The sequence below is a fragment of the Streptomyces sp. NPDC020299 genome (assembly GCF_044387825.1).
Lineage (GTDB): Bacteria > Actinomycetota > Actinomycetes > Streptomycetales > Streptomycetaceae > Streptomyces.
On record NZ_JBIRWL010000001.1, the window covers coordinates 469,002 to 481,776 of the forward strand.

At 72.6% G+C, this 12,775-nt stretch carries 12 protein-coding genes; 6 read left to right on the forward strand and 6 right to left on the reverse strand.

Annotated elements, in window-relative coordinates:
- Nucleotides 1-26 precede the first annotated feature (26 nt).
- Nucleotides 27-1,424, reverse strand: coding sequence for a DUF6421 family protein (locus tag ACH45E_RS02285; protein ID WP_361436078.1), 1,398 nt, complete (start codon nucleotides 1,422-1,424; stop codon nucleotides 27-29).
- Nucleotides 1,425-1,790: 366 nt separating this feature from the next.
- Here ACH45E_RS02285 and ACH45E_RS02290 point away from each other — a divergent pair, with 366 nt between their 5' ends.
- Nucleotides 1,791-2,474 (forward strand): glycerophosphodiester phosphodiesterase family protein, encoded by a 684-nt coding sequence (locus ACH45E_RS02290; RefSeq protein ID WP_361436076.1) that lies wholly within the window; start codon nucleotides 1,791-1,793, stop codon nucleotides 2,472-2,474.
- Nucleotides 2,475-2,491: 17 nt separating this feature from the next.
- Here the strand turns inward: ACH45E_RS02290 and ACH45E_RS02295 are convergent, their stop codons facing one another.
- On the reverse strand, nucleotides 2,492-3,046 hold the full coding sequence (locus tag ACH45E_RS02295) for a GNAT family N-acetyltransferase (protein WP_361436074.1): 555 nt from the start codon (nucleotides 3,044-3,046) through the stop codon (nucleotides 2,492-2,494).
- Between the two features lie 76 nt (nucleotides 3,047-3,122).
- Here ACH45E_RS02295 and ACH45E_RS02300 point away from each other — a divergent pair, with 76 nt between their 5' ends.
- On the forward strand, nucleotides 3,123-3,515 hold the full coding sequence (locus ACH45E_RS02300) for a VOC family protein (RefSeq protein WP_361436072.1): 393 nt from the start codon (nucleotides 3,123-3,125) through the stop codon (nucleotides 3,513-3,515).
- An 8-nt stretch (nucleotides 3,516-3,523) separates the two neighbouring features.
- Here the strand turns inward: ACH45E_RS02300 and ACH45E_RS02305 are convergent, their stop codons facing one another.
- The gene (locus tag ACH45E_RS02305; RefSeq protein WP_361436070.1) at nucleotides 3,524-4,435 is read right to left on the reverse strand and encodes an N-acetyltransferase; all 912 of its coding nucleotides are present in this window, start codon (nucleotides 4,433-4,435) and stop codon (nucleotides 3,524-3,526) included.
- Between the two features lie 135 nt (nucleotides 4,436-4,570).
- Here ACH45E_RS02305 and ACH45E_RS02310 point away from each other — a divergent pair, with 135 nt between their 5' ends.
- Nucleotides 4,571-5,335 (forward strand): VOC family protein, encoded by a 765-nt coding sequence (locus ACH45E_RS02310; protein ID WP_361436068.1) that lies wholly within the window; start codon nucleotides 4,571-4,573, stop codon nucleotides 5,333-5,335.
- 15 nt (nucleotides 5,336-5,350) lie between these two features.
- On the opposite strand, the gene ACH45E_RS02315 is transcribed toward ACH45E_RS02310, so the two are convergent.
- The 3 genes from ACH45E_RS02315 to ACH45E_RS02325 form a co-directional block, all read right to left on the reverse strand.
- Nucleotides 5,351-7,927 (reverse strand): cellulosome protein, encoded by a 2,577-nt coding sequence (locus ACH45E_RS02315; RefSeq protein ID WP_361436066.1) that lies wholly within the window; start codon nucleotides 7,925-7,927, stop codon nucleotides 5,351-5,353.
- A 109-nt stretch (nucleotides 7,928-8,036) separates the two neighbouring features.
- Nucleotides 8,037-8,585, reverse strand: a complete 549-nt coding sequence (locus tag ACH45E_RS02320; RefSeq protein WP_361436064.1) for a MarR family transcriptional regulator — start codon at nucleotides 8,583-8,585, stop codon at nucleotides 8,037-8,039.
- Nucleotides 8,582-10,240: an FUSC family protein gene (locus ACH45E_RS02325; protein ID WP_361436062.1), complete on the reverse strand. Its 1,659-nt coding sequence runs from the start codon at nucleotides 10,238-10,240 to the stop codon at nucleotides 8,582-8,584. The genes ACH45E_RS02320 and ACH45E_RS02325 overlap by 4 nt, the downstream gene beginning before the upstream one ends.
- Nucleotides 10,241-10,414: 174 nt before the next feature.
- On the opposite strand from ACH45E_RS02325, the gene ACH45E_RS02330 reads away from it, so the two are divergent.
- From ACH45E_RS02330 to ACH45E_RS02340, 3 genes are all read left to right on the forward strand, one after another.
- Nucleotides 10,415-10,966, forward strand: a complete 552-nt coding sequence (locus tag ACH45E_RS02330; protein WP_361436060.1) for a DUF5134 domain-containing protein — start codon at nucleotides 10,415-10,417, stop codon at nucleotides 10,964-10,966.
- A gap of 113 nt (nucleotides 10,967-11,079) precedes the next feature.
- Nucleotides 11,080-12,015: a M56 family metallopeptidase gene (locus tag ACH45E_RS02335; RefSeq protein ID WP_361436058.1), complete on the forward strand. Its 936-nt coding sequence runs from the start codon at nucleotides 11,080-11,082 to the stop codon at nucleotides 12,013-12,015.
- Nucleotides 12,016-12,075: 60 nt separating this feature from the next.
- Entirely contained in the window at nucleotides 12,076-12,765 is a 690-nt protein-coding gene (locus ACH45E_RS02340) for a phosphatase PAP2 family protein (RefSeq protein ID WP_361436055.1), read from the forward strand.
- Nucleotides 12,766-12,775: the final 10 nt, after the last annotated feature.

Consider the following 12,775-nt stretch of genomic DNA (forward strand, 5'->3'; position numbering starts at 1 on the left):
CTGCTGAGCGGTGTTCGTACGGTCGCTCACGCGGCCACCTTCTGGGCGCCGTCCGCCGTGATGCCCTTGGTGGAGGCGATCACGTTCTTCAGCTTCTTGGACAGTGCCTCATAGAACATGCTCAGCGGAAACTCGTCCGGAAGCACGTCATCCACCAGCTTGCGCGGCGGCTGCGTGAGGTCCAGGGCGTCGGGACCCTTGGCCCACCGGGAGCCCGGGTGCGGGGAGAGGTAGGTGGAGACCAGTTCGTACCCGGCGAACCAGTGCACGAGCTTCGGGCGGTCGATGCCGTCCCGGTAGAGCTTCTCTATCTCGGCGCACAGCTGGTTGGTGACCTGCGGGGCGCGCTCCCAGTCGATGGCGAGCCGGTTGTCGGTCCAGCGCACGACGTCGTGCTTGTGGAGGTAGGCGAAAAGCAGCTGGCCGCCGAGGCCGTCGTAGTTGCGGACGCGCTCACCGGTGACCGGGAAGCGGAACATCCGGTCGAACAGCACGGCGTACTGCACGTCACGGGCCTGCGGGACACCGTCCGCCTGGAGCTTCACGGCCTCCTTGAAGGCGGTGAGGTCACAGCGCAGCTCCTCCAGGCCGTACATCCAGAACGGCTGGCGCTGCTTGATCATGAACGGGTCGAAGGGCAGGTCGCCGTGGCTGTGGGTGCGGTCGTGGACCATGTCCCAGAGCACGAAGGCCTCTTCGCAGCGCTTCTGGTCGTGGACCATCGCGGCGATGTCCTCGGGCAGTTCCAGGCCCAGGATGCCGACGGCGGCGTCGGTGACCCGGCGGAAGCGGGCGGCCTCGCGGTCGCAGAAGATGCCACCCCAGGAGAAACGTTCCGGCGCCTCGCGGACGGCGATGGTCTCCGGGAACAGGACGGCGGAGTTGGTGTCGTACCCGGCCGTGAAGTCCTCGAAGGTGATGCCGCAGAACAGCGGGTTGTCGTAGCGGGTGCGCTCCAGCTCGGCCAGCCAGTCCGGCCAGACCATGCGCAGCACGACCGCCTCGAGGTTGCGGTCGGGGTTGCCGTTCTGCGTGTACATCGGGAAGACGACCAGGTGCTGCAGGCCGTCGGCGCGGTGCGCGGCGGGCTGGAAGGCGAGCAGCGAGTCCAGGAAGTCCGGCACCTGGAAGCCGGCGTCGGCCCAGCGGCGCAGGTCGGCCACGAGGGCCTCGTGGTAGGCGGCGTCGTGCGGCAGCAGCGGGGACAGCTCGACGACGGCGTCGACCACGCGGCGGACGGCGAACTCGGCCTCGGCCGGGTCCGGGGCGCCGTCGGCGTCGAAGTCGATCGATCCGTCCTTGGACTGCCATGGCCGGATCTGCTCCACGGCATCCTTGAGCGCAGGCCACGCAGGGTGCTCAACGACCCTGACCGCAGGAGGAACCTGCTCCTCCGAACCCACCTGCACAAGAATCTCCGTCATGTCCCATCCTTCACAGCAAAACCTCGCGTAGGCACACCGTAGGCATACGGCGTTTCTCCCAGCAAGTAGCGTCTCCGAAAATTATCCTGCGTGACGCCATGGTCACCGCTCTTTTTCCTGCCCAGCATCGCATGGACGCACACTTCCGCTTTAGTCACAGGCATGGGCGGCGCGGACGGGGGTAGGAGGAACAGCCGTACGGATCCAGCCGGTCAATCGTCAGGACCGGCCATCACCCCAAACGCGCGTGTACGTGCGGGTTCAACCCGAGACCCGGCCATTAGGCTGCGAGCCTGCCGCGTGGACAGCGACGTCCGTCCGGTCCGCGCGCGTGCCGAGCCGCCGTCGACGGAAGAGAGTTGAACCTTGAACTTCCTTACCATCGGTCACCGCGGGATCATGGGTGTGGAGCCCGAGAACACCCTCCGTTCCTTCGTCGCCGCCCAGCAGGCCGGCCTCGACCTGATCGAACTCGATCTGCACCTGAGCAAGGACGGCGCCCTGGTCGTCATGCACGACGCGGACGTGGACCGCACGACCGACGGCAACGGTGCGATCGCCGAGAAGACCCTCGCCGAGCTGCGCGCCCTGGACGCGGGCCGGGGCGAACGGGTGCCGGTGTTCGAGGAGGTCCTGGACGCCGTGAAGGCGCCGCTCCAGGCCGAGATCAAGGATGTCGCCGCGGCCCGGGCGCTGGCCGAGGTGATGCGACAGCGGGACCTGGTCTCCCGGGTGGAGGTGTCCTCCTTCCACGACGAGGCGATCGTCGAGATCGCCCGGCTGATCCCCGGTGTCCGGACGGCACTCATCGCCAGCCGCTACGGCCCCGACGTGGTGGACCGGGCCGTGGCGGCCGGCGCCGCGACCGTCTGCCTCAACATCCGCCGCCTCACCCTGGAGGTCGTCGAGCACGCCCGCAAGGCGGACCTGCGGATCATCGGCTGGGTGGTCAACACCCAGGACCACCTGCGGCTCGTGCGGGCCCTCGGTCTGGACGGGGCGACCACCGACTACCCCGAGATCAAGCGCACCGGCCGCTTCACGGCGTGACGGCCGCGCCGTGACGGTCAGGCGAGCGGCTTGACCAGCAGCTCGAACTGGAGGTCGTCGCGCTGCGGGATGCCGAAGCGCTCGTCGCCGTACGGGAAGGGCGTCATCCGTCCCGTACGGCGGTAGCCGCGGCGCTCGTACCAGGCGATCAGGTCGTCGCGTACGGAGATCACTGTCATGTGCATCTCCGTGACACCCCAGCTCTCGCGGGCCTGCCGCTCCGCCTCCGCGATGATCACCTTGCCGAGGCCGGCGCCCTGGAGCGCGGGGCTGACCGCGAACATGCCGAAGTAGGCGTGGTCGCCGCGGTGTTCGAGCTGGCAGCAGGCGACGATCCGGCCGCCCCGCTCGACCGTCAGCAGCCGGCTGTCCGGCGACTCGATGACCTGCAGCACGCCCTCCGGGTCCGTCCGCTGCCCCTGAAGGATGTCCGCCTCGGTGGTCCATCCGGCCCGGCTGTCGTCGCCCCGGTAGGCCGACTCGATCAGCGCGACCAGGGCGTCCACGTCGGCGTCGGTGGCGTCGCGGAAGGTCGGTGTGGCAGCGGTCGGTACGGCAGCGGCGGTGTCCATGGAGGAAACGTCTCCGATCTCTTCTCTGGCGCGGCAGGGCAGCACGAGGCTAACCCTGCCACTACCCTCCGGGTGCATGGTGCACGTACTCAGCAGCCGGACACTCCTGCGCCCCACCGACCCCGAACGGTCCCGGTCCTTCTACGGCGAGCGGCTCGGGCTCGCCGTCTACCGCGAGTTCGGCACGGGCCCGGACCGGGGCACCGTCTACTTCCTCGGCGGCGGTTTCCTCGAGCTCTCCGGCCGGTCCGAGACCCCGCCGTCCCCGGCGCTGCGGCTGTGGCTCCAGGTCCCGGACCTGGCCGCGGCCCACGAGGAACTCCTCGCGCGGGACGTCGAGATCGTCCGGCCGCCGGTGAAGGAGCCCTGGGGACTGGTGGAGATGTGGGTCGCGGATCCGGACGGGGTGCCGATCGTGCTGGTGGAGGTACCGGCCGATCATCCGATGCGGTACCGGCCGGGTATCTGACGACGGCTTCAGGTCTCCGGCCGGTGCTCCCAGCCGCGGTCCGTACGGGTCAGTTCGCAAAAGCCCGCGGTGCGCAGCGTGTCGAGAGCGCCGTGGTCGTCGGCGAGTTCGTAGGCGAGGAGGCGGTCGACGCCGGACAGCACGAGCCAGTCGGCGGCGTGGGCCAGGAGCCGGTGCTCCCAGCCGCCCGGGTGCCACTCGGGGTCGATGCGCAGGTTGCCGATGTCGGCGAGCCCGGCGGGACGGGCGTGGCGCTCGGGGCGGGCCAGGACGGTGTCGACCTCGACGAAGCCGACGCGCTGTCCGTCCGCGTACGCGGTGAGGCGGGTGCCGCACTGTCCGAGCGTGCGCTCGACGGTGAGGCCGGGCCGGGGCTCGGGGCGGGGCAGGTCGGACACCTGGGCGAGGAGGATCACCTCGGTGCGCCCGGTGTGCCGGAAACCGGCGCGCTCGTAGACGGAGCGCACATGGGGCCAGTTACGGGGCAGTCCGTATACGGCGGGGGCGGGCAGATCGCCTGATGCGAGCCGGACGCGGACCTGCCAGCGGGCGAACTGGGCGAGGCAGGCGGCCATGAGCAGATCGGCGGCCTTGTCGGTGTCCGGCCGGAACGGGGCCGGCGGATGCCACAGGAACCAGGCGATCTCACCGGCGTCCCGGTAACCGGCGCCGACCTCGGCGTCGGCCCGGTAGCGCAGGAGATGGGCCGCGGCCACGACGTGCCGGCGCAGCTCGGCGACGAGTGTGACCCGCTCCGTCACCCATGGGTCGGTGACGAACTCGTCGGGCTGCCGCTCCAGGCTGCCGAGCACGGTGTTCACGGAGACGGAGACACCGGGGACGACGGCGGCGACATGGGCGTTGACCAGCTCGGTCAGCTGGTCGCGGTCGTCGCGGTGGAAGGGGCGTACCTGGGACATGCGTGACCTCCGGTCCGGAGCGTGATCGGAAGGCCGCCATGCGATGCGGTACGGCAGCAGCGTACGCCGGTGCCGGCGGCGTAAGCGAGAGGCTTTCGGATGGCCGCGCACCGTTGGCGGGGCTAGCGTGCTGCCATGAAGCTCGACGGGCCGGTGACCGGCGGACCCTGCTGGACGGAGCTGGGGACCAGCGACCTGGAGGGGGCCAAGCGGTTCTACGCCGAACTGTTCGGCTGGCGTCCCGAGACGGACCCGCGGCAGGAGGCGGGCGGCTACACGGTCGCGCACCTGGGGGACGCGGCGGTGGCCGCGCTCACCCCGCTGTACCAGGAGTCCCAACCGGTCGCCTGGAACGTGTCGTTCGCGGTGTCCGACGCCGACGCGTCGGCACGGCGCGTGGAGGAGGCGGGCGGGACGGTGATCCTCGGCCCGATGGACGTCTTCGACGCCGGCCGCTTCGCCGTCGCCCTCGACCCGACCGGAGCGGCCTTCCAGCTGTGGCAGGCGCGCGCCTTCCCGGGCGCCGGGCTGTTCAACGCGCCGGGCTCACTGGGCTGGGTGGAGCTGGCGACCCGTGACACCGATCGGGCCCAGGACTTCTACACCACGGTCTTCGGCTGGAGCATCAACGCCTCCGAGTGGTACACGCAGTGGGGCGTCGACGGCGCCGACTTCGGCGGGATGGCGGCGATGGGCGACCGGTTCCCGCCGGAGCTGCCCGCGCACTGGATGCCGTACTTCGCCGTGGCGGACGTGGACGCGACGGCGGAGGTGACGGGGCGGGCGGGCGGCGATGTCGTCATGGAGCCGTCCTCCATGCCCGGCGGCCGGCGTCTCGCGGTGCTGCGGGATCCGCAGGGGGCGGCCTTCGGGGTGTACCGGCCGGGCGAGGCGAGCTGAGCCCCTGCGGACCGGTCACCTCAGCGGTGTCACCGTCACGCGGTCGATGACCGGGGCGTGCGCCGAGCGCTGGCCGTGGGCGTTGCGGCCGGTGCCGTCGAAGTCGGGAAGTTCGTCGGCGGTGAGGGCGACCGTGTTGGCGCCGCGGCGGAGGGTGACGGGGACGGAGAGCTCGAAGAAGTTGTTGAAGTGGAAGGTGGTCGGGAACAGCACACGGCGCGGGCCGGCTCCGTTGACGGAGATGTCGGCGTGGCGGCAGACCGGGTCGGGGTTGTAGTGGGTGGCGGGCGCCTGTTCGCCGTTGGAGTAGCGGATGGTCAGAGCGTGCCGTCCGGCGCGCTCGGCCTGGACGGTCAGGGTGAGCGCGTTCGCCGGTCCGGCTCCGATGCCGTCCACCGCCTTGCCGCCGGTGGCGAAGGTATGGGCGCCGGTGACGTGTGCCCGGCCGGTCAGGACGCCGTCCTCCGCCTGGTACGTGGCGGAGGGCAGCAGGCCGCGGGGCGGTCCGGTCAGCAGCCGGTCCAGGACGAGGCGGTCCGACGCCCCGGTGACCGTGATCTTGTTGATGCCGCCGGCCAGGAATACGGGTACGGCGTCGCGCTCCACGGGCCCGAGCTCCTCGCCGTTGACCGTGAGCAGGCCCTCGCCCGGTCCGATGAGGTCGACGGTGACGCTCGCCTCGCCGTCGGCGGACGCGTGTACCCAGAAGGTGGCGGTGCCACCGCGCGGCAGGACGACCGCGCCGGGTCCGGAGGAACCGCGATGCGCGTAGCTCACCCGCGCACCGTTCCCGAGCGAGGCGTACTCGGCGTCGTACAGCGCGGGCGCGCTCACGTGCTCGTCGCGCAGGGCGAGGTCGAGCCGGTCGACGACCGCGTCGCCGCGGGTCACGCCCAGGTCGGCGTCGTGGGCCGCCAGGGTGAGTGTGTGGCGGCCGGCGGTCAGCTCCACCCGGGTGTCGGTGCGGCCCCAGACCGCCCACTTGTAGCCGAGGGGCAGCCGCAGTTCCCGCGGCCGTTCGCCGTCGACGCGGAGGAAGACGTTGGCGGGGCCCTGTTCGCGCACGCCCTCGGCGAGGTTGTGGGAGTTCGCGAAGACGGCGACGTCGTACGTCCCGTCGCGCGGGACCTCGACGTCGAAGGCGAGGACCAGGTCGGAGCCGGTGCGCAGGCCGCCGACGTGATGGCCGCCGGAGGTGGCGAACTTCTCCACGTCGGCCGGGGATCCCTCGGGCCCGTGCACGACGTACGCCTCCCCGGTGTACGCCGCGTCCTCGGCCTCGTACGTCCACCGCCAGCCGACCGAGGGCGGCACCGGAGCGGCCCCGTTGCCGCCGGGCGACATGATCACCTGGTAGGCGGACATCTCCTCGAGACCGGGCAGGCGCACCGTCACCTTGCCGTCCACGACAGGCAGTTCCAGGTCGGCCAGCCGCAACGGCTCGGCGGAGGCGCCGAGTTGACCCGTCCAGGGAATCTCCTGCACCCGTACGTGCACGACGGTGCCGAACACCTCCGGGTCGACGCCCTCGAGGACGAGGCCGGCGCCGCCGCCACCGCCGCCGAGGAGCACCCGTGCCTGGCGTTTGTCCCGGTCGAGGGCGGCGACACCCTGGAGGGTGTACTGCACGTTGGGATGCGGCGCGGTGACCCGCACGGTGTTGCCGGTCAGCTGTCCGTAGGCGTTGAACAGCCACCACTGGCCGTTGCCCTTGTTGGCCTCCACCGCGGAGTCGTTGAGGTTGCCGTCGATGTTCCAGTACGCCATGTCGGCGTCGACCTTGCACTCCTCCAGGGCGGCGATCCACTGGATCATCTGGCCGGGCACGGACAGATGGAAGTTGTGCGCGTACTCGTTGATGTTGACCGGCAGCGGACCGATCCCCAGCTCCCGCTCCAGAACGCGGTACTTGGCGACATTCCGGCGGATCTCGTCCGGTGACGACAGCTCGTGCCAGGTGACCACGTCGGGGAGGACGCCGTGGTCGCGGGCGAACTCCAGGAAGCCCCGGACCTCCTCGTACAGGATGCAGGTGTTGGGCCCGGCGATGCGCGCGCCGGGGTGCAGTTCCCGGATGAGGCCGGTCAGGTCCTGCCAGGCGGCGAAGTAGCGGGCCGGGTCGTCCCGCCAGGAGACGGTGTCGTAGCTGAACTCCCCCGTGCCGAACATGTTGCCCTCGGGCTCGTTGAAGGGCACGTACACGACATGGGACGCGAGCGGGCCGAGCGTGAGCACCTGCTCGACCTGGCGGCGGACCCGGGCCCGGAAGCCGGCGAGCCGTTCCTCGCCCGTGGCGCCGGGCCACTCGTAGGGGAAGCCGCGGTAGATGTCGGTCATGTAGACGTACACGTCCCGGCCGCCCGCCTCGACGAAGGAGGGCAGGATCTCCAGGGCGTCGGCGCCCGGGTGCTGGGTGCCGTCCTGTGCCTTGGTGGAGACCGTACGGACGTACATGCCCTCGACGACGTTGCGGCTGGGCACGCCGTCGCCGTAGAGCCCGTACAGCGTGCCGCTCGCGCCGCCGTGGACGGGACCGGTGTCGGTGCCGAGATCGACGGTGAGCGTCTGGGCGGCGGGGTCTGCGGCGGTCACGACACCATCCCTGTTCGTTGTTCGTGATTTCGTAGAACAGTCGGCAAGCCGAACGGGATGACCGTAAGGATCACCTCCGGTCCCCGTCAACGGTGGCGGCGGGCGCCGCTCACCCGCGCAGGGCGCCCATCCGTCCCTCCAGCCGGGTCAGCAGCTCGGCGAGCAGGCCGGCCAGCTCGCCCTGGCCCTTCGGGGCCAGGACGGACAGGACGGCCGTCTCGTAGGCGAGCTGCTCGGGGAGGATGCCGTCCACGAGGGCGCGGCCCGCTTCGGTGAGGCGCAGATGGGCGACCCGGCGGTCACGGGAGTCGCCGCGGCGCTCGACCAGGCCGCGCTCGGTGAGCTGCTTGAGGCGCTTGGTGACGGCCGCGCCGGAGGAGAAGGTCTCGCGGGCCAGCTCGCTCGGGGTCAGTTCGTGGCCGGTGCGGCGCAGGGCGCCCAGCAGGTCGAACTCGGCGCGGCTGAGCCCGGCGCGGCGCAGCGGGGCGTCCTCGGCCTGTTGCAGGAGGGCCGCGCAGCGGTTGATGCGGCCGATGACCTCCATGGGCCCGGTGTCCAGCTCGGGGTGGACGTCCCGCCACTGCCGGACCACCGCGGCGACCGTGTCCCCCCGCGCCGCGTCGCCGTCGGCCGCCGGTCGTCCGTTCGTCCCCGTCATGGCCGTACGTCCTCCGTAGTCCTCGTCCCTGCCGAGGGGCGCGGCCCCTGGCGTCGTACCGTCGCGGCGAGCGTACGGTGTCCGGACTGCTCGGCGAGCACGACCCGCTCCTCGGGCAGGGCGCGTTGCCACCACTCGCCGGACGCGGCGTCGGCCGTGGCGCGCAGTTCGACCAGGGCGGCGGCCAGCGAACGGCGGGCCGTTTCCAGGGCGCGGGGCTCCGGGCGGGGCTCGGCGAGCAGGCGGGCGGCGCGTTCGCGGGCCCGTTCGGCCGTGGTCAGGGCGTGTCCGAGGCGGTCGCCTGCCCGCCGGTTGGTGACGGCGACGGCGGCGACGAACCCGGTGAGCGCGCCGACCAGGGTGTCCACGACCCGCTCGGTGATCAGCGCGGAGGAGTCCTGCGTCCGGGCGAACTCGGTGATCAGCAGCGCCATCGGGGTGACGCAGACACTGCCGAGCCAGTAGTTGCGGCCCATCAGCGCCTCGGCGCCGAAGTTGAGGGCCAGGCAGCACAGCACCAGTGCCACGGGGTGCAGGTGGGCCACCGGGACGAGCGCGGCGAAGAGCATGACGCCGACCAGGTTGCCGACGACGCGCTGCACGCCCCGGCTCCAGGTGAGGGTGACGTTGGCCTGGTACAGGGAGGCGGCGGTGACGACGGCCCAGTAGGGCCTGCCGATCCCGAGGGCGAGGGAGGCGTATCCGGCGAGCGCGCAGCCGATCGCGGTGCGGGCGGCGATCGGGGCGAGCGGGCCGAGGGCGCGCCACCAGGCGGGGTGCGGGGCGGCGCGTTCGGCATCCACACCGAGGAGTTCGTCGGGGCCGGCGTCCGGGAGGCCGGTCCCAGGGACGCGGCCGGTGCCGCGCAGGGCCCGGGCCCAGCCGCGCAGCCGCTCCGGGTCGGTGTCGGCGGGGGCGGCGAGGGCGACCTCGGCGCGGACGAGCAGGCGTTCGAGGGCGCGGCGGGTGCGGTCGGTGCGGGCGCCGGTGGACAGCAGCGACTGCCAGGCGGCGTGCACGGCGGCGGCCGCGGCGGCACGGGTGCGGGTGTGGCCGTCGCCGGTGCCGCGCGTGGCGGCGTACGCGGCGGCGGCGTTCAGGGCCTGGGCGGTGGCGCGGCGCTCGGGGCCGTGCGGGCGCAGCAGGCCGGGCGCCATGCCGACCAGCCAGGCCCAGGCGCCCGCGCCCACGGCCAGCGCCAGGTGGCCGGGGACCTGGCCGAGGGTCTGCGGCACGAACAGGGACGCGGAGCTGATGAAGGCCGGCACCACGTTTCCGGGCGGGCCGACGCGGGTGGCGTCGCACACCGCCTTCTGTGCGGCGGCCAGGAGGGCGCCGACGGTGACCAGGACGACGGCGTCGGTGGTGAGCGAGGCCGTGAGCAGGGCGACGGCGAGCCCGGCGACCATGCCGAGCACCACCCACGCCAGGGTGCGGGCCCGGGCGGCGTACGGACGGTTGTGGCCGTAGAGCGCGCACAGCGATCCGGCCATCGTGTACATCGCGAGGTCCAGACGGCCGAGCGCGAGCAGGGCCAGATTGGGCGGGGCGACCGCGGCGACCACGCTCAGCGCGGGCTTGAACCAGATGTCGGACGGTCGGCCGAGGCGGAGGACGCCGGTGAGGGGAAGGCGGTGAGGGGTCGCACGGCTCATACCAATAAACTTAGCATGTGTTTTACTCGTAAATCATTCCGGGGAGGAGCCCTCGCGGGATCTCCCACCTGCCGTGCACCACCAAATGCTCCCGTGCACCCCCTTGCGCTCGCGTGCGCACCGCACGGACCGGGCATCGCATCCCTCGACCCACCGTGGAGGGGGGAACTTCGCGTGCACGGACCGACTTCGCCCGGCTGGCTGCTGGTCGCGCTGTGCGCCGGGACCGGGGCGTACTGCCTGCTGCGGATGCGCAGCAGGGTCGAGGAGCAGCGGCGCGCCGCGGGCGGCGAGGCGCTCATGGGCTTCGGCATGGCCGCGATGGCGGTGCCCGGCACGGTGTTCAGCCCGCCGCCGTGGACCTGGCCGCTCTACGCCGCCGTGTTCGGCGCGGCGGCACTGCGTGCCCTGTGGGGCGCGCGCGACAGCCCGCACCACCTGCACCATCTGGTGGGCAGTGCGGCCATGGTCTATATGGCGGTCGTGATGGCCGCCTCCCCCGGAACCGGAACGCACCACGCCCACGGCGGCGCGGGGGCGCCGCCGCTGACGGGCGCGCTGCTCCTCTACTTCACCGGGTACGTGCTGCTCTCCGGCGTCCGGCTGGTCCCCGCCGCCGTCGCGGCCGGCACGGGCGCCGTCCGGTGGGGTGACCGGCCGGAGCTGGCGCGGGCGTGCCGGCTGTCGATGGGGATCGGCATGGTGGCGATGCTGCTGACGCTCTGAGAAGCCGGCCGGCGGGCGGGGTGCCCCGGACATGCCGGGCGGGGGCGTTGCCTGCGTCACTTTGCCGCGGCAGACCGTACCCCTCGGTAGCCACCGCTCATAGGGTGCTGCCCATGATGGTCCCCGCGGCACTGCTGCTGCTCGGCGCCCTGACCGCCGTCGTCGCTCCCCGGCTGCTCGCCCGGGCCGACTGGCCGGACCGTGAACCGGTGGTCGCCCTGTGGGCGTGGCAGTGCGTCGTCGCGGCCGTCCTGATGTGCTGCGCGCTGTCGATGACACTCAGCGCGGCGGCGGCCTGGCAGGCGGTGCGCGGGCATGTGTTCGGCTCGGCACCACGGGCGGTCGTGGACGCGTACGCCCTCGGCACGGCCGGGCCCTGGGCGGCGACGACCGCGGTGACGCTGGCCTGCGGCGGGTTGTGGAGCGTGGCGATGCTGGTCCGCGAGGTGGCCCGGGCCCGCTCGCGACGGCGCCGTCGGCGGGCCGAACTCCTGGTGCGGGCACCGCTGTTGCCCGGGGAGGAGCCCGCGGGCGGCCGTCTGGTCGTACTGGAGGGCGGGCGGCCTGACGCCTGGTGGCTGTCCGGGGCCACGCCCCGACTCGTCGTCACCACCGCTGCGTTGAGCCGTCTGAAGGGACGGCAGCTGGATGCGGTCCTGGCCCACGAGCAGGGACACGCGCAGGCGCGCCACGACTGGTTGCTGCACTGCTCCGCCGCGCTGGCGGGTGGCTTTCCGCAGGTGCCGGTGTTCGCCGCGTTCCGCGACGAGATGCACCGGCTGGTCGAACTGGCCGCCGACGACATGGCCTCCCGCCGCTTCGGCCGGCTGACGACCGCGCTGGCGCTGGTGGAACTCAACGAGGACCGCGGCGTCTTCGGCCCCGGCTCCACCCCGCACGCCCACGTCCCCCAACGTGTACACCGGCTGCTCACACCCCCGGACCGCCTGACCGCGATGCACCGCCTGCGCCTGACCGCCGCGGCGGCGGTGGTGCCGGTGATCCCGGTGCTGGTGGCGCTGGTGCCGGGGCTGCGGGCACTGGGGTAGGGGCCGCCCCTTCAGGCCCGGGGCTGGCCTCCCGCCCCATGCTTCGGCGAAGATCGCATCATGCGCCACCCGTCCGTCGACTCGCCGCCCCGCCCGAAGCAGTCCCGCGCGGCAGCAGTCGCGGCCGCGCTCCTCGCGCTGTGTGCCGCGCTGCTGCTGGCGCTGGTCGCGACCAGATGGCACCCCCTGATCACCGTGGACGGCGACGTGTCCCGCACGACCCACCGCTGGGCGGTCGGGGAACACGGCCTGACGCACACCTTCCGCATCCTCACCGACTGGGTCTGGGACCCGCTGACGATGCGCCTGGTGTGCGCGGCGGCCGCGGTGTGGCTGGTGTGGCGCCGGTCGGCGTGGTGGACGGCCGTGTGGCTGGCGGTGACCGTCGCGGTGACCACGATCGTGCAGCAGGTGCTGAAGGCGGCCGTCGACCGCCCGCGCCCGGTCTGGCCGGACCCGGTCGACTCCGCGCACTACGCGGCCTTCCCCTCGGGCCACGCCATGACCGCCACGGTGGTGTGCGGCCTCCTGCTGTGGCTGCTCCCCCGCTTCGGCGCCGGTCGCGTCCTGCGGCGTACGGCCCTGGCGGTGGCCGTCGTGTCCGTGCTGGGCGTCGGCCTGACCAGGGTGTGGCTGGGCGTGCACTGGCTGTCGGACGTGGTCGGTGGCTGGCTGCTCGGGGGGCTGGTGGTCGCGGTGGCGGTCATGGCGTACGAGTCGCCGTGGGGCGCCCGGGCACGCTCTCACTGACGGACGGTCC